Genomic DNA, 22,442 nt, shown 5'->3' with positions numbered 1-22,442 from the left:
ACCATGGAGGCGGGGATCACCCGATCCCATTCCGAACTCGGAAGTTAAGCCCGCCATCGCCGAAAGTACTGCGGAGTCAGTCCGTGGGAGGATAGGGCGTCGCGCTCGCGGAGGATGCTTTCTTTCTGCAGGCCCCCGGACCGGATGACGGCCCGGGGGCCTGCGCGCGTTGGGGGGGGGTCCTCTAGGGGGCGGGGGCTTGTTCGCGTTCCGGGTCGTGTTTATTCTGCGCGGGGGAGGCGGGGTTCGCCGGGGCGAGGGTATAATGAAATGCTAGGCATGGTGTTTGCGTGCTTTTGATAACGAGGATGGAGGAACGTCTGGTGAGCGACAAGGCGCAAGAGGCAGCGAAGGTGGCCGCATCCGCGATACGCGACGAGGCCAAGCTCGGCGAATTGACGGAGGCTCTGTCGGGAGGATCGCGACGCGCCCGTCAGAACGCCGCATCGGCTCTTGCCATCGTCGCCAAAGAGGCGCCCGAAATGCTCGTTCCCCATGGATCGGCGTTCGTCGATGCGCTTAACCGTCCCGAAGCGCAAACGCGCTGGGAATGCCTTGATATCCTTACCGCATTGGTGGATTGCGACTCGCGCACGTGCGACAAGGCCGTGCCGGGTGCCGAGGCTGCGTTGTTCGACGAGGAGAGCGGCCCGGTGCGCCTTGCCGCGATGCGCTTCCTATGCAAGCTGGGCGCCACGACGGAGAACCGTTCCGAGAAAGTCTGGCCGCTTGTCGACGAGGCCATACAATGCTGGCATGGCGACCTGGAGTTCCAAGACATGCTCGTGGCGGTGGTTGACTTCTCGGCCGGCAAGCTTGCTTTGCAGGTGAAGGAAGAGTTGCGGGATCGTATGAAGTTCGACGCGGAGAACGGCAAAGGGGCTCTCAAGCGCCGTGCTCAGCAGATCGTCGAGAACGTGCAGGCTGGCTAGCCTTTATCTTTCCTTATCTTCTAGCGGTTCTCAACCGCCGCTTTCCGCGTCTTCTCCGTTCCCCATGTAAGGGGTGACATCAGGAAAGCAGGGCGCGGTGTACTGCGCCACCCATCCAAGGGCTGGCAGTGGCGCGGAGATTATCGGTGCCATGCGCAGTGTGATAAGCTCATGGCGCAGAAGGCATATGACGCCGTCTTTGGCGGGCGAGTAAGAGAGGGAGGCGCGACGGGACGGGCGGGAGCCGGCCCTCGCGCGCGAGGGCCGCCTTGGGGCGGCGGATTGGAGTCATGCATGACTGACGAGACCAGCCGTTTTGCCGACACGCTCGAAGCGGGCGGTACAATCTACACCTACTATCCGGTGGCGGGCATTCCTGGCTCGGAGACGCTTCCCTATGCTCTGACGGTGCTGCTGGAGAACGCCCTGCGCAACGCCGAGAGCCCGGAGGAAGCCGAGGAGCTGGCCGGGCGTATCGTGGCGGCAGGCAATGCGGGCGAGGTGGGAAGCGAGGTGGAGTTCTCGCCGGCGCGCGTGCTGTTCCAGGACTTCACGGGCGTGCCGGTGTTCGTGGACTTCGCGGTCATGCGCGAGGCGTGCGCCGAGCTGGGGGGCGATCCGGCGAAGATCAACCCGCAGATCCCCTGCGATTTGGTGATCGACCACTCGGTCATCGCGGACGCGGCCGGCTGTGCGGGCGCGCTGGAGCAGAACATGGAGCTGGAGTTCGCGCGCAACAAGGAACGCTACGACTTCCTGAAATGGTCGCAGCAGAGCTTCGACAACGTGCGCATCGTTCCACCGGGGGCGGGCATCTGCCATCAGCTGAACATCGAGCAGTTCGCGCACGTAGTCATGACGTCGGATGACGCGGGGGTGGCGCGCGCGGACGGCGAGCGCCCGGTGGCGTACTTCGACACGCTCGTGGGAACCGACAGCCATACGCCCACGGCGAACGGCATCGGCGTGCTCGGTTGGGGCGTGGGCGGCATCGAGGCCGAGGCTGCGGCGCTCGGCCAGCCCATCACGACGCTCGTGCCGCGCGTGGTGGGCGTGCGCCTGACGGGAGAGCTCGCCGAGGGCGTGGCGGCCATGGATGTGGCGCTGACGTTCGCCCAGATGCTGCGCGAGAAGGGTGTTGTGGGCTCGTTCGTGGAGTGCTTCGGGCCGGGTCTTGTCAGCCTGAACGCCACGCAGCGCACGTGCATCTCGAACATGACGCCGGAGTACGGCAGCACCTGCACGCTGTTCCCCGTGGACGATGCAACACTGGCTTACCTGCGCCTGACCGGCCGTACCGAGGAGCAGGTGGCGCTAGTGGAGGCGTATGCGAAGGCGCAGGGATTCTGGAACGTGCCGGACGCCCCGGCACGTAGGTACGCCGAGGTGATCGAGCTGGATCTGAGCTCTGTCGGCCGCTCGCTCGCCGGTCCTTCGAGGCCGCACGATCGCATTCCACTGGAAGGCGTGCAGGAGCGTTTCCGTGCCGTGTGCGATGAGCGCGAGCTCGACCGCGGCAAGACCGTGGAGCTGGAGCTGGCGGGCGAGGTCCACGCGCTCACGCATGGGGCGCTTGCCATAGCGGCCGTGACCAGCTGCACGACGGCCACCGATCCGCGCATGATGCTGGCGTGCGGCCTGGTGGCCAAGAAGGCCGCCGAGGCGGGGCTTGCGCCCAAGCCGTGGGTGAAGACGGTCCTCGCCCCGGGCAGCAAGGCCACCGAGCTTCTCCTCGAGCGCGCTGGGCTCATGGAGGGCCTGCGGGCGCTGGGCTTCTACACCTGTGGATTCGGATGCATGAGCTGCATCGGCAACTCGGGGCCTATCTTGCCGGCGCTGCACGACGTGGCCGACGACATCGAGCTGGCGAGCGTGCTTTCCGGCAACCGCAACTTCGAGGGGCGCATCTCGCCCGACGTGTCGCAGAACTACCTGGCCGCTCCGGCCATGGTCGTTGCCTATGCGCTGGCGGGCACGATGGACGTGGATCTGGAGCATGACGCGCTGGGGTGCCGTGAGGACGGCACGCCGGTGCGACTGGCCGACATCTGGCCGAGCGACGAGGAGATCGACGCGTTGGTGGCGGATTGCGTGAACCGTGCTCTGTACGAGGACGGCGCGCGCGGGCTGTACGACGGTGACGCGGCTTGGCAGGCGCTCGGCAGCGAGCCGAGCGACACCTTTGCTTGGGAGGACGCGTCTACCTATGTGCGCCGCGCCCCTTACTTCGATGGCATGCGGCGCGAGCCATCGGCACCCGAGCCCATCGTGGGCGCCCGGGCGCTCGCACGGCTCGGCGACTTCATCACCACCGATCATATCTCGCCGGCAGGCTCGATCGCGGCGGACTCGCCGGCAGCGCACTATCTTGAGGAGCATGGGGTGGTTCCGGCAGACTTCAACACGTATGGTGCCCGGCGCGGCAACCACGAGGTGATGATGCGCGGCACGTTCGCTAACGTGAAGCTGCAGAACAAGCTGGCCGAGGGAAAGAAGGGTGGCTGGACGCGCGACTTCCTGGCAGACGAGGTGCGGCCGCTGTTCGATGCGGCCATGGACTACGAGGCTGCGGGCGTGCCGCTCGTGGTGGTGGCTGGCAAGATGTACGGCAGCGGGTCGTCGCGCGACTGGGCGGCGAAGGGCCCGGCGCTTCTGGGTATCCGCGCGGCGTTCGCCGAGAGCTTCGAGCGCATCCACCGGTCGAACCTCATCGGCATGGGCATCCTGCCGTTGCAGTTCCCGGAAGGCGAGAGCGCCGAGAGCCTGGGGCTCGACGGCTCCGAGTGCTACATGGTGGCGCCGATCGACTTTTCGGCGGGGCTGCCCGTGCCGCGCGAGGTGGAGGTGACGGCCGAGCGGGCGGACGGCTCGACGGCGACGTTCAAGGCAACCGTGCGCGTGGACACGCCCACGGAGGGACGCTACTACGAGAACGGCGGCATCCTGCCCTACGTGCTGCGAAGCCTATTGTAAAGACGAGGTAACGGTGGCGCCCGGTTGCGATGAGCAAGCGGGCGCTTTGCCGTATAATGGAGTGTTAATTCTAGCAATCGAGGGATACGGAAAGGGATGCCGTGAAACAGACATCCGGAATCGATGCGCTGCTTGAAGCGCTCAGGCAATCGGGGGTCAACGTGGACGGGCGCTTCGACGCCGACGCGGAGGCCCCTTCGGACGGTGCGGGTCGCGCCGGCAGGGGAGGCGGCGGAGGCTCGCAGCCGCCGCACGTTCACGTTGAGGTCCCGTTCGCGGACCGTATGGCTGCGTGGGGCAAGAAGGCCCTTATCATCGCCGCCATCGTTATCGTGCTGGTAGGCCTGGCCGCCTACTGGTGGTTCCACCCGCCCATCAACATCCATTCGACGGACACCTGGATGTTCGTGGCCGTGTTCATCCTGCTGCCGCTGTTCCTGGTGTTCTGGAGCCGCTCGCACAGCTACAAGGAGGGCACCGCGAAGGTCGAGGCGAACCCGGGCAAGGCGAAGGCGTTCAAGTTCGCGAGCTACGTGCCGGTGGCCGTGGCCGTGCTGGGCGTGCTTGGTGCCGTGATGTCGCTCTCCATCTTCCCCGGCAACGCCGAGAAGTACGCCACGGTGCTGCAGACGACGGAGGACAACTTCGCGCAGGATATCAAGGAGGTGAACTATTCGGAAATTCCCGTTATCGACCGCGACTCGGCCGTGCTGCTGGGCAACCGCGAGATGGGCTCCATCCCCGAGTACGTGAGCCAGTTCGAGATATCGCCGCTGTACAGCCAGATCAACTACCAGAGCTCGCCGGTACGCGTGAGTCCGCTGGGGTACGCGGACCTGTTCAAGTGGTTCACGAACCGCGAGGCCGGCATCCCCGCCTACGCGTTGGTGAACATGACGACGCAGGATGCGGAGATCGTGCGCCTTGAGGACAATCCCATCCATTACTCCGAGTCCGAGCCGCTCGTGCGCAACATCGACCGCCACGTGCAGCTGAGCTACCCATTCTACATGTTCGACCAGAAGTCGTTCGAGATCGACGACGAGGGGCATCCTTGGTGGATCTGCCCGGTGCAGTCGCGCACCATCGGCCTGTTCGGCGGCACGACCATCGAGCGCGTGGTCATGGTGGACGCCACGACGGGCGAGACGCAGGACCTGGCCATCGAGGACGTGCCGCAGTGGGTCGACCACGCCTACCCGACCGATCTGCTGCTGGAGCAGTACAACTGGTCCGGCAAGTACAAGGACGGCTGGCTGAACTCCGTGTTCGGGCAGAAGAACGTGGTGCAGACCACGCCGGGCACCGATGGCAACCCGGGCTACAACTACATTGCCAAGGACGATGACGTATGGGTGTACACAGGCGTGACCTCGGCCACGGCCGACAACTCCATCGTGGGCTTCGTGCTGATCAACCAGCGCACGGCCGAGTCGCACTTCTACCCGGTGGCCGGCGCCACCGAGGAATCGGCCATGCAGTCGGCCGAGGGCCAGGTGCAGAACCTGCGTTACCAGGCCACGTTCCCGCTGCTCATCAACGTGTCGGGCCAGCCGACGTACTTCATGGCGCTGAAGGACAACGCGGGACTCGTCAAGCAGTTCGCCATGCTGGACATCCAGCGCTACCAGAACGTGGCCGTAGGCAACACGGTGGCCGAGTGCCAGAAGGCCTACCAGGCCCTGCTCGCCACGAACGGCGTGCTGGCCGAGTCCGGCGTGGACACGGGCGCGGTCGAGAAGCAGGGCACGATCGCGCACATCGCCCAGGCGGTGGTGGAGGGCAACTCGCACTTCTACGTGAAGCTGGACGACGGCAGCGCCATCTACGACTTCGCGCTTCCCGGGCTGATAGAGATCGTGGGGTACAAGGAAGGGGACGCCATCACGTTCACCTACGTGGAGGCGGAGCCGACGAACCCTGTGGAGGAGATTGTCGGCGCCGACGGCGCGAAGACCGGTAACGGGGCCGATGCTGCGAAGGAGGCGGAGAAGGAGGCCGATGCCACCGCCGACGCGAAGGGCGACGCGGCATAGAGTTTCGACGCCAGAGAGCTTGCTTGGGAACCTCCGTGATCGGGGGTTCCCATGGTTTTCGGGCGGGAAGGTGATCGATGGCCGGGGAGCGCGGAGCCCGGGGAGCGCGCCAGAGGGCGGGCTTTTCCGTGTTTTGGGTTGACAAATGGCGGAATGATGGCAAAATATAACGGTTGCTTCTTCGGGAGCACGACGTATAGCTAGTTCCGCTGCCCAAGACAGCTGGTACCGAGAGGTTTAATCGCAGGGATGCGGCCCGCCGAGGTGGTTGTATAAGTTTCGCGCTTAGACGACCCCTGCTGTCATGAGACGGCGGGGGTCGTTCCTTTTTCTTAGGCGACGATCCCAGACGAGGGAGCGGAACCCGAGTTCGAGGAAAAGGAGGTGTACTACATGCCCAACGTGAAGAACCAAGAGACGCTTTCCAAGATCAAGGAGGATCTCGACGGCGTTTCCGCTGTGTGGGTCGTGGACTACTGCGGCCTGACGGTGAAGGACATCCAGGCGTTGCGCGTGGCCATCCGCGAATCCGGTGCCAGCATGAAGGTGTACAAGAACACCTTGATGCACATTGCCCTGGACGAGGCCGGCCTGCCCACGCTCGACGATATCCTGGAAGGTCCGAGCGCGTTCGTGTTCGCCGGTGACGATGTGGCTGCTGCCGCAAAGGCCGTGAAGACGTTCGCGAAGACGAACCAGAACCTGGAGATCAAGGGTGGCTTGATGGAAGGCGAGCAGGTTTCCGCCGCACAGGTGGAGGCTATCGCTTCTCTCCCGTCCCGCGAAGAGCTCCTGGCTCAGATCGCCGGCGCTATCTCCGGTGTTGCCCGCGGCCTTGCCGTGGCACTCAACGGCGTGCCGCGTGGTCTGGCGCAGGTCACGAAGGCCGTGGCCGACCAGAAAGAAGCTGCTTAACCGCAGCATAGGCGGCGCGGCGAGCGCTGCCTGACGATAGGCAAAACACATCGGTCGGGAAGGACCCGGCCGCTTCGAAAGGAAACGAACATGGCTGTTACGCGTGAAGAGATCATCGAGGCCCTCAAGGAGATGTCCCTGCTCGAGGCTTCTGAACTGGTGAAGGACATCGAGGAGACGTTTGGCGTTTCCGCCGCCGCCCCCGTGGCCGTGGCTGCTGCCGCTCCTGCCGAGGGTGGCGCTGCTGCCGAGGAGAAGACCGACTTCGACGTCGTGCTCGAGGGCTTCGGCGACAACAAGATCGCCGTCATCAAGGTTGTCCGCGAGATCACGAGCCTGGGCCTGAAGGAGGCCAAGGAGCTGGTCGAGGGCGCTCCGAAGCCGATCCAGGAGGGCGTTGCCAAGGACAAGGCCGAGGAGATCAAGGCCAAGCTCGAGGAAGCCGGCGCGGCCGTCACCCTCAAGTAAATTGGTTCCGACGGCCTGACGGCCATCGAGACTGCTTGAAGAGACCCCCAGATACTGGGGGTCTCTTGGTGTCCGGAGAGAATTGCGCTGGGGAAGCGGGGAGCCTTCGCATAGAGGATGTTTCGTCTTACTGACGGAATGGCAACGGTTCGCGTGCGCTTGGCCCGCGCGCGTTTATAGTAGAACGCGCTAACTGACAGACTGTGCGTTAGCGCAGCTGAAGAGGATAGGAGGGGAGCTATGCAGGCCGGTTATTTCAATGCTGCTTGGCATGACGTAAAGAACTCGCCCGGTTGGTTCGGCAAGCTGCTTGTGCTGGGCTTGGTGAGCCTGGTTCCCATCTTCGGGTGGATCGTGGTAGCTGGTTACCTGTACGGATGGGCACGCGATATCGCATGGGGCGTCCATGCGCCGATGCCCGCCCATGTGTTCGGCAACGAGGATGGGCGGCTGTACAGTCGCGGGTTCTTCGTGCTCGTCATAGGCTTCGTGTGCTCGCTCATTCCCTGGGCGGTGGAATTGGTGGGATCTATCCTGACCGGAGGCTCCTTCGGGATATGGTCGGGCTGGGGCTATCATTCCGAGTTCCTGTCGTTTCCTCTGGGCCTTGCCTCGGGCCTTGTCGGCCTGGTGTTCTTCGTCCTGTCTATGGTAGCGTACCTGCTCACGACATTCTTCACTTGGGTGGGCTCCATGCGCATGAGCATCTACGGTCGATTGTCGGCCGGATTCCAGTTCGGTAAGATCTGGACCATGCTGCGGCACGACTTCGCCGGAATGCTGCGCATTCTGGGCATGGCTGTGCTGATGGCCATTGCGGCAACCGTGGTGGTGACCATCCTCATCGTGGTGGTGGTATTCTTGTGCATGGCTATAGGGTTCGCGGTCACGGGCGGCAACCTGAACATCAATTCCAGTCGGGTCGATGCGGCTATCGTCGGCATGGTATTCGGGATTGGCGGCGTGGCGATAGTGCTCTCGCTGCTTGCGGGATTCGCGTCTATGGTAGTGGCCGTGTTCTTCATGGCGATGATCACGCGGGCGCTGGGCTACTGGACGCAGCAGTTCAACGTGCCGGCGTGGCGCGGGCAGGATGATCCGATGCCGTTCGAGCTGGCAGGCGCTCCCGGCGGTTCCGGCGGGAGCGGCCAACCGCCGTACCAGCAGCCGCCGATGCGCTGAGGATAGGCGTTCCGGGCCCCCTTTGACTTGCCGGTCGAAAGGGGGGGCTTTTCTTTATACGGGGCCGTCGCGCAGGCGTTCTGGACTATACTGGTGCGCGAGATGCGCGTTGTTCGGGAATGCGCTGCGTTCATTCAGGGGAAAGGGGCGGGCTGTGAAGTACGAAGAGCTGAAAGAGCAGATCGACGGTTTAGGCGAGCGGCAGCGCCGGGGGTGCGCCCGCGTGCTCTCGCTCGTTTCTCTTGGGGGCGGGGTGCGATCCGAGTTTTTGGGGCACTTGGACGGTGCGTCGACGTATCGCGAGTTCTTCGAGGCGCTGTACCGTGACGACGACCTGCGCTTCACGCGCGCTTGGGCCGCTTGGGCGAAGCTGGACGGCAAGCAGTGGGTCGGACGGTTCGAGCCGGTGCGCACGGCGATGCGCGTGCCGTTCGGCGGCCGCGGGCTACCCGTTGTGCTCACCGGCGGCACCATGCTCGTGCCCTTGGCCGGCCACGGGAAGCAGGCGCACGTCCTGGAGTTCGAGGACGGTGCCTTCAACGAGGACGCGGCAACGTACTTCACGTCCATCGAGGGCGCCTTCACGTGCGCCGAGATGGCATTCGAGGGCATCTACGACGTGTTCACGAGTGGGAACGCGGTACTGTTCGAGCGCTGGGCCCTCAACGAGAAGGGCGCCCGCGTGAAGGCGGCCCAGCTGGCGCAGAAGTACGGCCTGACCGGTTGACACTGATGCGGCGGGCCGGTCGGCCCGACAAGCTTAGAACAGGCGGTTGCGGCGCTGCATCGACAGCACCGCCCTCACGCCGAGGAGGGCGAACGCGGCGATGGCCACGGCTCCTGCCGCGCCTCCGGCGATGAGCCCGCTGGCGACGGCGATGCCGCTTTCGGGCGGGCGCGCGTTCTGCGAATTATTCCCGTGCGAGGATTGATGCGAGGGGCTGGGTTCGCCATCTTGCTGCCTGAACCCGACACCGTCCGAATGGCCGACGCTCGGAGAGGCTTCTGCCTGGTCGGTCTCCCGCGTGCGGTCGCTATCACCGGCCTCTTGCGCACGTCCGTTGTCGGTTCCGCGGGCGCCTTTCTTTTCGGTGCCCCCTTGTACGTCGCGTTCGCCCATAAGGGTGTCGAGCCCGCGCCCCAGGGCGGTGGGGCGTGCGGCGGTGTTGTCGTCTCTTGCGATCATAGTTGCTCCTTTCCGGTTGCCTTGCGCATAGCCCGATACGATAGCCGCAGTGCAAAATGGTGCAGCGGGCGGCTGCGCGGTGTGAACCGTGCGCCTTCCATCCGTTACGCGGGTTGCCTCTTCTGCGGCACAGAAGGTGGTGTAGCCACGGTTTTCCGACAATCCGGAAGATGCTTCTTGACTAAGAGTGAGCTCCAAGGTGCATGATGGTCCAAGAAGAAACCTCACGGACCAAGGAGAGAGCCATGCTCGGAAACTTCACCTACGACAACCCCACCCGCCTGCATTTCGGACCCGATGCCCTCGAACGGCTGCGTGACGAGCTGCCTGCGTTCGGCCCCGTGGTCCAGCTGGCCTACGGTGGCGGCTCCATCAAGGAGACGGGACTGTACGACCAGGTGGTGGCGCTGCTGAAGGAGTGCGGCAAGACTGTGGTGGACGATGGCGGCGTCATGCCGAACCCCACGGCGGAGAGGCTGCTGGAGGGTCGCGACAGGGCGCGCGAGAACGACGTCGACTTCATCTTGGCCGTGGGCGGCGGCTCGGTGGCGGACTACGCGAAGGCCGTGAGCGTTTCGGTGCACTGCGACGAGGATCCGTGGGAGCGCTACTACCTGCGCTTCGAGGAGGTGGAATGCGACGTCGTCCCCGTGGGCTGTGTGCTCACCATGGCGGGCACGGGCAGCGAGATGAACGGCGGCGCGGTCATCACCAACCGTGGGCAGAAGCTCAAGATCGGGCACGTGTTCGGCCCCGAGGCGTATCCCAAGTTCGCCATCCTGAATCCGGAGCTCACGTTCACGGTGCCGAAGCGCCAGATGGTGGCCGGCGTCTTCGACGTCATGTCGCACGTGATGGAACAGTACTTCTCGGGCGAGGACGACAACGTGTCGGACTACCTGATGGAGGGCCTCATGCGCTCGCTCGTTGCCAGCTCGCGCGCGGCTGTTGCCGACCCGCGCGACTACGAGGCGCGCAGCAACATCATGTGGGCGGCCACCTGGGCGCTCAACACGCTCGTGGCCATGGGCAAGTCCACCGATTGGGAGGTGCACATGATCGGCCAGGCCGTGGGCGCCTACACCGACGCCACGCACGGAATGACGCTTTCGGCGGTGTCGCCCGCGTACTATCGCCTGGTCGCGCCGTATGGCCTGCCGAAGTTCGCGCGGTTCGCCCGCACGGTGTGGGACGTGAAGGGCGATGGGCGCACGGACGAGGAGCTTGCCGAGGCCGGCATTGCCGCGCTCGAGGCGTGGGCGCGCGAGATCGGCTGCGTAATGCGCCTGTCGGAGCTCGGCGTGGACGAGGGCATGCTCGACGGCATCGCCGAGGCCACGCTGCCCATGGAGGGCGGCTACCACCCGCTCTCGCGCGACGAGGTGGTGGAGGTGCTGCGGGCGAGCCTCTAGAGAGCGGTTCGGCGATGCCCGGTTGGGCGCTTGGACGAACTTGACGGTGCAGGGCATGACGAGCCCGCCGCCGCGAGCACGCTCATGGTGCGCGGCGGCGGCTTCGCCAGCACCTCCTGGCTGGGCGGGTGGACGATCCAGGTGCAGAGCGCGGCCGAGGCATCGAGCGCGAGGCTGGTCATAAGCCATGCCTGTCCGAGCACGAGCAACGGGCACATTGGGCCATTCCATAAGATCGGGCTGGCATCCACGATTGCCGAGCAGGCGCGCTTTCCGGAGTTTGGGCGTTTCGCGGGACGTTTTCCGCTGCTATGATGAGGTGGACGGAAGGTGAGGGGGGTGCGCGATGGGCCAGGCGAAGGGCTCGGGGATGATCGAGATGGACGAGGAGTTCTTCGAGCGCGTGTACGCGCAGGTGCGGCGCGTGCCGGCGGGCTCGGTGTGCACGTACGGGACAATCGCCGAGCTGGCGGGGTATCCCAAGGCGTCGCGCGAGGTGGGCCTGGCCATGAGCCGCGTGCAGCGCGGGTGGAACCTGCCGTGCCACCGCATAGTGAACGCCAAGGGAACCCTTGCGCCCACCTACGCGTTCGGCGGCCAGCGCGTGCAGCGGCAGCTGCTGGAAGACGAGGGCGTGGCGTTCGTGGACGACGAGACCATCGATATGGCACGGCATCGCTGGCCGCCCTGCGATGAGCCGGGTGGACCCGAGCAGCTGGCGCTGCCGCTGGGATAGCGGCGGGTCCCGGTACAGGAAGGCTGCTGGCACGGCAGGCGCGGCACGCACGGCGGCGCGCCCCGGGTGCTGGCGAGTACGTGAAGGGAGGCCCGCGGGCCTCCCTTCACACGGACGGTGATGGTATGCTGGTTCGGACTTTCGGAAGAACGAATCAGCAAGGAGCCTTCCGTGCCTTACAAGGTGAACGACCCCGACGCGCCTGCGCGGCCCGTCATCGACGACGAGCAGTTGAAGCGCATGATGAACGCGAACACGCCCGGGTTCTTCGAGCGCAACCGGTTCCGCCTGGTGACGCTCGTGCTCATCGCGCTCAATGTGATCGTGTTCGCGGCCGAGGCGGCCATATCGCTGCTGGCCGGGGCGCGCATGGGGGTCTCGCTCGACATCCCCACGCGCGTGCTCGTGGACATGGGCGCCATGTACGCGCCGCTCGTTCAGGCGGGCGAGCTGTTCCGGTTCGTAACGCCCATGTTCCTGCACATGGACCTCATGCACCTGGGCTTCAACATGGTGGCGCTTTTCAGCGTGGGCGAGGTGCTGGAGCGGGTGCTGGGGCGCGGCAACTTCCTCGCGCTCTACTTCGTGGGCGGCATTACGGGCAATGCCGTGTCGTATATGGCCGACGTGCTGGCGGGCGGGATGCCCACGGTGAGCGCGGGCGCATCGACGAGCGTGTTCGCGCTGTTCGTGGCCGTGGCGCTGCTCGGCGTGCTGCACAAGGGCAATCGGCATGTGTTCGCCCAGTACAGCAAGAGCATGCTCGCCATCATCGGCATCAACGTGGTGTACACGTTCCTGGTGCCGGGCATATCCGTGAGCGGGCACTTGGGCGGGGCGCTGGGCGGGCTCATTGCCATGCTCATGATCCCGGCGAAGAACCTGCGCGTCCCGAACGGCGTGCGCGTGGTGGTGGCGGTGCTGTGGATCGCGGCGATGGCATGGGTCGTTGCGGCCGCGCTGGGGCTGGGGTAGCGATACCCTTGTTGCGCGGAGCAGGCAATCCGCATGGCGGCGAAGGCGGTGGCCAGGTGCTCCATGCGTGCCTCGCTCTACCCGAGCTCATGGCCGCCTTCTTCCTCGTGGCGGGCGCGTCGGGCGCCCGATGCTTCTCTCGAGGGGCAATGATGGCAGCGTACGCCGGACGCTCTCGTCGATCTGCTGCCCGTGATCAGGGTCATGCCATCATGTCGATGACGGTCTGTGCAGGTCACAGTTTTGGACGCTGTGAAGCTCGCCGGAGCCCTTTCGGGCGATGGCGAAATATGCGACCAGGCGAAATGCTCTCGGATGGTACGTCGGAGCGTGCGAAACCGTCCGAGATGACGCAAAAAGACTTCACAGCGGTTAAAACAGTGACTTCGTGCGCCCGTTTTTGCGCAAGATTCCGGCCTCCACGCGTGATCGCGTGCGTGCTCGGGAGCGGGGACGTGTTCTTTTGCCGTGGGGGCGGGAATGGATGACGAGAGCAGGTAGAATACGCAGTCGACGAGACGATCGAACCATTGCGGAGGCTTCCTCATGACAGAACAAGCGGCAGACGGAACGGCGGCGCGTGACGAATCCGTCGAGAGCGAGGCCTTTGCGCACGGGTCGCTCGGGCGGCTGGCGCCCACGTGGTGGGAGCCGGAGGAGGGTGAGCCGGAGCCGTGGCTCACGGCCGACGAGGCGCTCGACCGGTTCCTTGGCTGGGTTGAGGCGCGCGGTATAGAGCTCTGGCCCCATCAGGAGGAGGCCCTGATGGACCTCATGGTGGGCGACCACGTGATACTGGGCACGCCCACGGGTTCGGGTAAGTCGCTTGTGGCGCTCGGCCTGCACTTCATGGCGCTGGCCACCGGGCGGCGCGCGTACTACACGGCGCCCATCAAGGCGCTCGTGAGCGAGAAGTTCTTCGACCTGGTGGACATCCTCGGGCGCGAGAACGTGGGCATGATCACCGGCGACGCGCACATCAACGCGGAGGCGCCCGTCATCTGCTGCACGGCCGAGATCCTGGCCAACCAGGCGCTGCGCGAGGGTGAGGGGGCCGACGTGGGCTGCGTGGCCATGGACGAGTTCCACTTCTACGGCGACGCCGACCGCGGCTGGGCGTGGCAGGTGCCGCTGCTCACGCTGCCGAAGGCCCAGTTCCTGCTCATGAGCGCCACGCTGGGCGACACCGATGCCATCGCGGCGTCCCTCAAGGAGCGCACGGGCACGGACGTGGACGTGGTGGCCGACGCGCCGCGCCCGGTGCCGCTGGAATACGAGTACGTGGAGATGCCTCTTGAGGGCACGGTGGAGCTGGCGCTGCGCAAGGGGGAGGCGCCGCTGTACCTGGTGCATTTCTCGCAGGATGCGGCGCTCGCCACCGCGCAGGCGCTGTCCAGCTACGGCGTGGCCACCAAGGAGCAGCGCGAGCAGGTGAAGGAAGCGGTCAAGGGGACGCGCTTCACCACGGCGTTCGGCAAGACGCTCAAGCGCCTGCTGGCCAGCGGCGTGGGCGTGCACCATGCGGGCATGCTCCCGCGCTATCGCCTGCTGGTGGAGAAACTGGCCCAGCAGGGGCTCCTGCCGGTTATCTGCGGCACGGACACGCTGGGCGTGGGCATCAACGTGCCCATCCACACCGTGGTGCTCACGGCGCTCACGAAGTTCGACGGCCATAAGATGCGCCGGCTGCGCGCCCGCGAGTTCCACCAGATCGTGGGTCGTGCCGGGCGTTCGGGCTTCGACACCGAGGGCATGGTGATTGCCGAGGCGCCCGAGCACGACATAGAGAACGCGAAGCTGGTGGCGAAGGCGGGCGACGACCCGAAGAAGCTGCGCAAGATAAAGAAGAGACAGCCGCCCGAGGGGTTCGTCACGTGGAACAAGCAGACCTTCGAGCGCTTGATAGCCGCCGTGCCCGAGACGCTGAAGCCGCGCATGAAGATCACGCATTCCATGGTGCTGTCCGAGGTGGTGCAGGGCGGCGACGCGTACGCCCGCGTGCGGAAGCTCATCGCCGACTCGGCCCAGACCGACGAGGAGAAGGCGGCGCTGCGGGTGCGCGCCGACGAGATATTCGACACGCTGGCAAACGCAGACGTGATAGAGCAGGTGGAGGGCGAGGACGGCGCCGTGGAGTACGTGACCACGGTGGACTTGCCGGAGGACTTCGCGCTCGACCAGCCGCTATCGCCGTTTTTGCTGGCGGCGCTGGAGCTTCTGGACCCCGAGAGCGAGACCTATGCGTTCGATGTCATATCGATGGCGGAGGCCACGCTGGAGGACCCGCGGCAGGTGCTGCGCGCCCAGGAGCGCGCGGCGCGCGACAAGGCCATGGCCGACATGAAGGCCGACGGCGTGGAGTACGAGGAGCGCCTGGAGAAGCTTGCCGACGTCACGTACCCGCGGCCGCTGGAGGACCTGCTGGAGGCGGCGTTCGAGCGCTACTGCGCCGAGGTGCCGTGGGCGCGCGACTTCGCGCTGGCTCCGAAGTCGGTGCTGCGCGACATGCTGGAGGGTGCAGCAGACTTCAAGGGCTACGTGCAGCGTTACGGCATCGCGCGCTCGGAGGGCACGCTTCTGCGCTACCTGGCCGACGCCTACCGCGTGCTCGATCGCACGATTCCCGCCGACAAGCGCGACGAGCGGCTGGAGGACATCATCGCATGGCTCGGCTTCGTGGTGCGCTCGGTGGACTCGAGCCTGGTGGACGAATGGGAGAGCGCGGGCTCGATGTTCGAGGTCGCGCCGCCCTCGGCTGCCGACGCCGTGGTGCGCGACCGCCGAGGTCTCACCGTGCTCGTGCGCAACGCGCTCTTCCAGCGCGTGCGGCTGGCGGCGCAGGGCCGCACGGCGGAGCTGGGGAAGCTCGACCAGGAGTGGGGCTGCGGCGAGCCGCGCTGGCAGCGCGCGCTCGACGCGTACTTCGAGGCGCACGAGGCCATTGCCATCGACGCCGACGCCCGCTCGGCGGCCTACCTGGCGATCGACGAGACGGACGAGAAGGCGGAGCGCGTTTGGCACGTGCGCCAGATATTCAGCGACCCGGAGGGCGACCACGACTTCGCCATCGCGGCCGACGTGGATCTGGACGCCACCCAGGAGGAAGGCGAGGCCGTGTTCAAGAACTACCGCGTGGGGTTTGCGGAGGAGCTGGGGGAGTAGGCTCCGACGCGCTTGGTTGAGACGCGGCCGTGTCGGCACGGCTGCGCCCGCGACCGTGCGAGGCCATTCCGGCAGACAGAATCGACGGGCCCGGAGCATGCGCTCCGGGCCAGCTGCATTTGAGGGCGATTTTTGAGGCGGACGGTGCGGATGCGAAAAAATCGGGAACCTGTGAACCTCGCGCTCCTTCGGCGCTACTAAGGGGTTGAACGCGATGACGGGAATGAGGGGCGGTGACATGGAGGAGTGCGAAGCGGACGATGGGCGGGCACGCGCCGCGCTTGCGCGCATGGCGCGCGGCGATGAAGGCGCGCTCGAGGAATTGTACCGATGCTACGCGCCGGCCGTGCTCGCGTTCGCCTTGGCGCGCTGCCCGGATCGCCAGCTTGCCGAAGAGGCGGCCGCCGACGCGTGGCTGGGCTGCTGGCGCTCGGCCCGCGCGTTTCGCGGCGACAGCCGGGTGCTCACGTGGCTGCTGGGCATCACGAAACGCCAGGTGTACGTGCGTATGCGACGCGCCCGTCCCGTCGAATGCGCGCTCGATGACGGGACGGAGCAGCTGGCCGACGAGACGGGCGATGCGTTGGAGGTGCTGCTTGCGCAAGCGGGTCTCGGCGAGATCGTGGCCGCGCTTGACGCCCTCGAGCCGGCGTTGGCTGAAACGGTGCGGCTCGCTTGGCTGCACGAGCTTCCCTATGCGGAGATCGCCCAAGTGACCGACGTGCCGGTGGGCACGGTGAAGTCGCGCGTGTCCCGCGCGCGAGCCCTATTGCAGAAGACCTTGGGGAGGCGAGTATGAACACGGATGAAACCGAGTCGCGCGCGGCGTTGCGCGAGGCGATGAGGATGCAGGAACGGGCGTGCGCGTCCGACGTGCCCCCGTTCGCGTGCATCGCGGCGCACATCGAGGGCGAGCCGTCGATCTTCGAGGCGCCGGCTTGGTCGGTGCGCAAAAGCGCGCGACTGGCGGCGAGCTTGGCGGCTGCGCAGGTGCGCGCGATGCCGTGGGCGGTGCTGCCGATGGCGCTCGTCATGGCCGCGCTGGCGGTGGGTGTGGCGTGCTTCGTCGACGCAGGCTGGGATGGGGATGGGGCTGTCTGGTGGCTCTCGGCGCTTTTGCTGTTGGGTGCGGCGCTCACCGTGACGGCCGCGCTCTCGACCGATGCCGCCGACCTGCTGGCGCTGGCCATGCCGCTGGGGCCGCAGACCGTGCTGCTCGCGCGGCTGGCGGTGGTGCTGGGCGTCGATGCGCTCGCCGGGCTCGCTGCCTCGGCGGCGTTCGCTTGGTGGGGCGCGCCGGTTGAGCTCGGAGCGCTCGTATCCTCGTGGCTCGTGCCCCTCGCCGTTGTCGCGGGCGCCTCGGCGTTCGTCGCGGTGTGGTCGAACGCGCCGTGGTCAGGCGCGGTGGTTGGCGCGGTTCTCGTGCCGCTCGTGGTACCGGTAGGTCGTGTGGCGGCGGGCGGCGGTGCACTTTCGGTGATCGCGCAGCTGCAAGGCGCCGTCGGGTCTGGAGCGATGGCCGCGGCGGGATGCGTCCTGCTCGCGGTTGCGGTGGTCACGGCGCGCAGGGCGCTGGTCGCTCACATGGAGGCGGCATGAGATTGAGGAGGCTTCGCATGGATGCAGGGTATGGCAGCGGCAACGGCCGCTTGACCGGATCGCAGCTGCGCGCGCTCGCAGCTGCGCAGACGTGGCGGGTGCGGGCCGTGGGCATCGTCGTGCCGGTGGCCGTTGGAGCGTGCATCGCCGCCGTCGGCGCATGCTGGGTGCTCGCGGCGGGCGCGATGGCGGCTACGCATGCGATGCTCGCCTTCACACAGGCGTATCCCCTTGCGGTGGGCGTCTGCGCCGTCGCCGTGTTCACGGGCGACCCGCTCGTAGAGGTGCAGGCGGCCACGCCGGCGGAGTTCCGTGCGGTGCAGACGCTGCGCGGAGCCATTGTGTTGGCGGCGGCAGCAGTCGGCGCGCTCGTGATGTTCGTGCCGCTCGAGGCGCTGGGCCTCGTGTATCGCGACATCGGGTGGGCGGGAGCCATCACGCCGGTGGGCGGCGCGACGCTTATGGTGCTGGCGGCGTACGCGGCCGCGGCGCTCGCGGGTTCTTCGCGCAGCGCCGCGCTCGTCGTCGTGGCGGTTTGGCTGTTCTTTGCACTCGTTTGGGATCCGAACGTGCCGCAGCTCGTGCTGCAGCGCGGGCTGCCGCTGCTCGTGCTGTGCTTGCTCTGCGCTTGCGTCTGGCGCGCACTTGGCGCGTCCGAGTACGCGTGGCGCAAGCTGGGAGGTGCGCGATGAGGTCCTTGTCGTTGGCGGGCACGCATTTCCGCTTAGCCGCACGGCAGCGGGCGCTTTGGATCGTGTCGTTCGCGCTCGCGTTGCTGTCGATCACGATCACCGTGAACCCCGGGCTTTCTTTTGAGACGGACAATCCGACCGCGCTCGCTTTGACGGCGCAGATGCTCGCGCTGCTGCCTCCCATCGCCTACGCGGCGGCCTTCACCGACCTGGCCGCCGAGGCGGAGCGACTCGGCATCTCGGAGATCGAGGCGTCCGCACCCGTGCTTTCGTTCGAGTTGGTTGCGGCGCGTGTGGCGGGTTCCCTTGCGGCGATGGCGCTGCCGTCCGCAGGGGTGCTGCTGTTCTGCGCGGGTGGCCAGATGCTGCACGGCAACGCGTGGGCGATGCCCCAGGCGGCTTTCCTGCTGATCGGCATAGTGTTGCCGTCCGCGCTCATCGCGGCGTCGCTTTCGGCGTTTGCCGGCTCGTTCCTGCCGCGGGCCTTTGCGCGGATCGCGGCTATCGTCGCCTGGATCGGGGTGCTCTTCCTCACCGTGTTCGTGCCGACTCCCACTGCCGGAGGCGGCTTGCGGGTCCATATCGCGGCCAATCCCGTGGCGCAGGCATTCTTCGGCAGCACGCCGCTGCTCGATTCCCCTGAATCCGCCGCAACCGTCGCGGCTGCTACGCCCCTCGAGTCCGTCGTGCTGCTCGCCCTCGAGCTCGCCATCGCCGTCGCGCTGATCGCGGCGGCCGGCGCCATCGCCCGCAGGCGAGCCTACCGGCGCCGCTGAGCACCCAAGAAAGGAAACCCCCATGTTCATCTCCCTCGACTGTCTGGGCAAGGACTTCCCGAAGAAGCCCTGTGCCCTCGACGGCCTCACGCTCGACCTGCCTTCCGGCATGATCGGGCTCATCGGTCCCAACGGCGCCGGCAAGACCACGCTCATGCGCATCCTCTGCGGCATCGTGGGCCCCACGCGCGGACGCGTGTTTGTTGACGGGCACGACCTGTCCGAGCCGCGCAACCGCCGCGCGCTCAAGAAGGCCCTCGGCTACTTGCCTCAGGACATCGAGCCCTATCCCAACCTCACGCCCCCCGAGTTCCTCGACTACGTGGGAGTCCTCAAGGGCATGGACGACCGGCGTGCGCGGCGCCGCCAGGTCGACGAGCTCATCGAGCGCGTGGGGCTGACCGATGTGCGTCGGCGGCGGATCGGCGGCTTCTCGGGCGGCATGCGGCGGCGCGTGGGCATTGCCCAGGCGCTCATGGGCGACCCTCGCCTGCTCGTGGTGGACGAGCCCACGGCCGGCCTCGACCCCGAGGAGCGCATGCGCTTCCGCACGCTCCTGGCCACGCTCGGCGGTGAGCGCACGGTGGTGCTGTCCACTCATATCCTCGACGACGTGGCGCAGACCTGCCCTTACGTGTGCGTGCTTCGCGGGGGACGCCTGCAGTACGACGGTGCCACCGCAGGCCTCATCGACGGCGCGCACGGACGCACCTGGCTCACGCCGCCGCTCATGGCCCCACCGGCGGGAGCCGTCGTGGTGAATGCGGCGACCACGGCCCAGGGCACGCGCTACCGCATAGTGAGCGACGCGCCGCCCGCAGGATCGGCGCCCGTTGAGCCCACCCTTGAAGACGGTTACATGGCGCTCGCCGCCCGATGAGCCCTTTGTTTCGCGCTCATTTCCAAAAACCGGTGATGTCGTTGGTTTTGCACGCGATGCGCCTGCGCGGGCCTGGGCTGGGGTATGATTGCGCAGTACACACGGGATGCGGGCGAGCCGCGCAACGAGGGAAAGGCTGACAATGGCGAAGATTCAGATGACCACGCCGCTGGTGGAGATGGACGGCGACGAGATGACGCGCATCATCTGGCAGATGATCAAGGACGAGCTGATCTGCCCGTACGTCGACCTCAAGACCGAGTACTACGACCTGGGCCTCGAGCACCGCAACGCCACCGACGACCAGGTGACCGTGGATTCCGCCGAGGCCACCAAGCGCCTGGGCGTGGCCGTGAAGTGCGCCACCATCACGCCGAACGCCGCGCGCATGGACGAGTACGACCTGAAGCAGATGTGGAAGAGCCCCAACGGCACCATCCGCGCCCTGCTCGACGGCACGGTGTTCCGCACGCCCATCACCGTGGCGGGCATCGAGCCGTGCGTGCGCAACTGGGTAAAGCCCATCACCATCGCCCGCCACGCCTACGGCGACGTGTACAAGAACACGGAGCTGCGCGTTCCCGGTCCCGGCAAAGTGGAGCTCGTCTACACCGCCGCCGACGGCACCGAGACGCGCGAGCTCGTCCACGAGTTCGACGGCCCGGGCATCGCCCAGGGCATGCACAACCTCGACGCGTCCATCGAGAGCTTCGCACGCAGCTGCTTCGAGTACGCCCTCGACGTGAAGCAGGACATCTGGTTCGCCACGAAGGACACCATCTCGAAGAAGTACGACCACCGTTTCAAGGACATCTTCCAGGAGATCTACGATGCCGAGTACGCCGCGCGCTTCGAGGAAGCCGGCATCGAGTACTTCTATACGCTCATCGACGACGCGGTGGCGCGCGTGATGAAGGCCGACGGCGGCTTCATCTGGGCGTGCAAGAACTACGACGGCGACGTGATGAGCGACATGGTGTCGAGTGCGTTCGGGTCGCTCGCCATGATGACGTCGGTGCTGGTGAGCCCGCAGGGGTACTACGAGTACGAGGCCGCGCACGGCACCGTGCAGCGCCACTACTACAAGCACCTCAAGGGCGAGGAGACGTCCACCAACTCGGTGGCCACCATCTTCGCGTGGTCGGGGGCGCTCCGCAAGCGCGGCGAGCTGGACGGCCTGGACGACCTCGTGGCGTTCGCCGACCGCCTGGAGCGCGCCACGCTCGACACCATCGAGGCCGGCGAGATGACGGGCGACCTGGCCCTCATCACCACGCTGCCGAACCCGGTGAAGCTCTCCACCCGCGACTTCATCCTCGCCATCGCGAAGCGCCTGGCGGCGTAAAGGCGCGGCGGCGCGCCCCTCCCTCACCAAGTTCCTCGGCGCCCGGGATCCTTCCCGGGCGCCGCTGTTTTCCGCATGCGAGGTTGGCGGCATAGAAGCACATACCCTCGTCTGACCAGCCCCTTAAAAAAATATTGAACCGGCAATCGCGCATGTTCGCAAGTTCCGGTTTGGCATACTTACCTTCTTGGAGCCGCGCCGCCGCGGCTTTGATGCGCTTTGCCGCCTTTGCGCGGCCGAGCGCATGCTTCGGGGCAGGCCCGCAGATGCGTGGCAGGCATGCGGGGCCGGGCGGAGGTTTATCCGATGGGAGGAAGCACATGGGCAAGGTGAGGACGAGGGGCGCGACGCTTCTACTCGTCGCCCTGGCGCTGGTATGCGCGCTTGCAGGGCTGGCAGGATGCGGCAGTGGCGAGGGCGCCAAGGTCACCCCGGCGAACGGCGAGGCGCTGCGCGTGGGCGTTCGCAGCGACGTGGTGGGCTTCGGCTACCTGAACGAGGGAACGGGCAAGTACTACGGCTTGGAGATCGACATCGCCGAGGAGATGGCCGCGCGCATGGGCTACGGCACCGTGGAATTCGTGACCGTGACGCCCGACACCCGCAAGGACATGCTGGCAAACGGCGACGTCGACTGCATGGTGGCCTGCTATTCCATCGCCGAGTCGCGCGAGAAGAGCTTCGATTTCTCGCCGTCCTACTACACGGACGCCTCCATCGTGATGGTGGAGAACAGTTCGCTCGTGTCGGGCATCGATGGCCTCAAGGGCCTCACGTTCGGCACCATGGCGGGGACGAACACCGCCCCGCAGCTGGCGCTGAAGCTGACGGAGTCGGGCTTCACGTCGGGCGAGGCGCTGGAGCAGACCGAGGACCACTCGATGACCCGGTTCGACAACTTCCGCCTCGTGCAGATGGCGTCCTACCAGGACCTCAGCCGGGCGCTCGAAGCAGGTTCCATCGATGCGGCCTGCATGGACGGTGCCATTGCGCATACCTACCTGAACGCTGACCGCAGCATCCTCGACTACGTCATCGACACGCAGGAATACGGCGTTGCCACGCAGAAGGGCTCCGCGTTGAGCAAGCCGGTCTCCGACGCCATCCAGGGCATGCTCGACGACGGCACCATTGCGGTGCTCACGGACAAGTGGAACTAGGGAGGCGATGGGG

20 protein-coding genes and 1 rRNA gene are annotated in these 22,442 nt (G+C 66.4%); 19 read left to right on the top strand and 2 right to left on the bottom strand.

The features are described 5' to 3' along the window. The 8 genes from rrf to LB310_RS09155 form a co-directional block, all read left to right on the top strand. Positions 1-108 (top strand): 5S ribosomal RNA (gene rrf, locus LB310_RS09190); the annotation flags it as partial. 215 nt (positions 109-323) lie between these two features. Continuing rightward, a complete protein-coding gene (locus LB310_RS09185; protein WP_096228577.1) occupies positions 324-932 on the top strand; it encodes a hypothetical protein in 609 nt (202 codons plus the stop codon). 294 nt (positions 933-1,226) lie between these two features. Beyond that, the gene (gene acnA, locus LB310_RS09180; RefSeq protein ID WP_301154956.1) at positions 1,227-3,905 is read left to right on the top strand and encodes an aconitate hydratase AcnA; all 2,679 of its coding nucleotides are present in this window, start codon (positions 1,227-1,229) and stop codon (positions 3,903-3,905) included. A gap of 101 nt (positions 3,906-4,006) precedes the next feature. Further along, entirely contained in the window at positions 4,007-5,941 is a 1,935-nt protein-coding gene (locus tag LB310_RS09175; protein WP_301154955.1) for a Tat pathway signal sequence, read from the top strand. A gap of 393 nt (positions 5,942-6,334) precedes the next feature. After that, positions 6,335-6,856 carry a 50S ribosomal protein L10 gene (gene rplJ, locus LB310_RS09170; protein ID WP_301154953.1) on the top strand — a complete coding sequence of 174 codons (522 nt, stop codon included), beginning with the start codon at positions 6,335-6,337 and terminating at the stop codon, positions 6,854-6,856. 90 nt (positions 6,857-6,946) lie between these two features. Further along, positions 6,947-7,324 (top strand): 50S ribosomal protein L7/L12, encoded by a 378-nt coding sequence (rplL, locus tag LB310_RS09165; protein ID WP_015540270.1) that lies wholly within the window; start codon positions 6,947-6,949, stop codon positions 7,322-7,324. Between the two features lie 240 nt (positions 7,325-7,564). Beyond that, the gene (locus LB310_RS09160; RefSeq protein WP_301154951.1) at positions 7,565-8,506 is read left to right on the top strand and encodes a DUF4013 domain-containing protein; all 942 of its coding nucleotides are present in this window, start codon (positions 7,565-7,567) and stop codon (positions 8,504-8,506) included. Positions 8,507-8,660: 154 nt separating this feature from the next. Further along, entirely contained in the window at positions 8,661-9,233 is a 573-nt protein-coding gene (locus LB310_RS09155; protein WP_278806119.1) for a hypothetical protein, read from the top strand. Positions 9,234-9,266: 33 nt separating this feature from the next. On the opposite strand, the gene LB310_RS09150 is transcribed toward LB310_RS09155, so the two are convergent. After that, the gene (locus LB310_RS09150; RefSeq protein ID WP_278806120.1) at positions 9,267-9,692 is read right to left on the bottom strand and encodes a hypothetical protein; all 426 of its coding nucleotides are present in this window, start codon (positions 9,690-9,692) and stop codon (positions 9,267-9,269) included. A gap of 245 nt (positions 9,693-9,937) precedes the next feature. Here LB310_RS09150 and LB310_RS09145 point away from each other — a divergent pair, with 245 nt between their 5' ends. Beyond that, the gene (locus LB310_RS09145) at positions 9,938-11,104 is read left to right on the top strand and encodes an iron-containing alcohol dehydrogenase (protein ID WP_278806121.1); all 1,167 of its coding nucleotides are present in this window, start codon (positions 9,938-9,940) and stop codon (positions 11,102-11,104) included. Here LB310_RS09145 and LB310_RS09140 read toward each other — a convergent pair. Further along, positions 11,101-11,322 carry a hypothetical protein gene (locus LB310_RS09140; protein ID WP_301154950.1) on the bottom strand — a complete coding sequence of 74 codons (222 nt, stop codon included), beginning with the start codon at positions 11,320-11,322 and terminating at the stop codon, positions 11,101-11,103. The genes LB310_RS09145 and LB310_RS09140 overlap by 4 nt on opposite strands. A 128-nt stretch (positions 11,323-11,450) precedes the next feature. Here LB310_RS09140 and LB310_RS09135 point away from each other — a divergent pair, with 128 nt between their 5' ends. From LB310_RS09135 to LB310_RS09090, 10 genes are all read left to right on the top strand, one after another. Continuing rightward, positions 11,451-11,840, top strand: coding sequence for an MGMT family protein (locus tag LB310_RS09135; RefSeq protein WP_224767832.1), 390 nt, complete (start codon positions 11,451-11,453; stop codon positions 11,838-11,840). Between the two features lie 171 nt (positions 11,841-12,011). Next, entirely contained in the window at positions 12,012-12,815 is an 804-nt protein-coding gene (locus LB310_RS09130) for a rhomboid family intramembrane serine protease (RefSeq protein ID WP_087191657.1), read from the top strand. Between the two features lie 546 nt (positions 12,816-13,361). Beyond that, entirely contained in the window at positions 13,362-15,977 is a 2,616-nt protein-coding gene (locus LB310_RS09125; protein ID WP_301154949.1) for an RNA helicase, read from the top strand. 214 nt (positions 15,978-16,191) lie between these two features. After that, positions 16,192-16,776 (top strand): RNA polymerase sigma factor, encoded by a 585-nt coding sequence (locus LB310_RS09120; protein WP_238386125.1) that lies wholly within the window; start codon positions 16,192-16,194, stop codon positions 16,774-16,776. Further along, positions 16,773-17,576, top strand: a complete 804-nt coding sequence (locus tag LB310_RS09115; RefSeq protein WP_087191660.1) for a hypothetical protein — start codon at positions 16,773-16,775, stop codon at positions 17,574-17,576. Before LB310_RS09120 ends, LB310_RS09115 begins: the two co-directional genes overlap by 4 nt. Before the next feature lie 17 nt (positions 17,577-17,593). Next, on the top strand, positions 17,594-18,268 hold the full coding sequence (locus LB310_RS09110) for a hypothetical protein (protein WP_301154948.1): 675 nt from the start codon (positions 17,594-17,596) through the stop codon (positions 18,266-18,268). Positions 18,269-18,279: 11 nt separating this feature from the next. Beyond that, positions 18,280-19,044 (top strand): hypothetical protein, encoded by a 765-nt coding sequence (locus LB310_RS09105; RefSeq protein ID WP_224767831.1) that lies wholly within the window; start codon positions 18,280-18,282, stop codon positions 19,042-19,044. A gap of 22 nt (positions 19,045-19,066) precedes the next feature. Continuing rightward, entirely contained in the window at positions 19,067-19,924 is an 858-nt protein-coding gene (locus LB310_RS09100; protein WP_087191663.1) for an ABC transporter ATP-binding protein, read from the top strand. A 142-nt stretch (positions 19,925-20,066) separates the two neighbouring features. Then, positions 20,067-21,269, top strand: coding sequence for an NADP-dependent isocitrate dehydrogenase (locus LB310_RS09095; protein WP_087191664.1), 1,203 nt, complete (start codon positions 20,067-20,069; stop codon positions 21,267-21,269). 320 nt (positions 21,270-21,589) lie between these two features. Next, positions 21,590-22,429, top strand: coding sequence for a transporter substrate-binding domain-containing protein (locus LB310_RS09090; RefSeq protein WP_301154947.1), 840 nt, complete (start codon positions 21,590-21,592; stop codon positions 22,427-22,429). Positions 22,430-22,442: the final 13 nt, after the last annotated feature.

This window comes from Gordonibacter sp. RACS_AR49 (genome assembly GCF_030418435.1).
GTDB lineage: Bacteria > Actinomycetota > Coriobacteriia > Coriobacteriales > Eggerthellaceae > Gordonibacter > Gordonibacter urolithinfaciens.
This window is presented reverse-complemented; position numbering and strand designations above follow the sequence as displayed.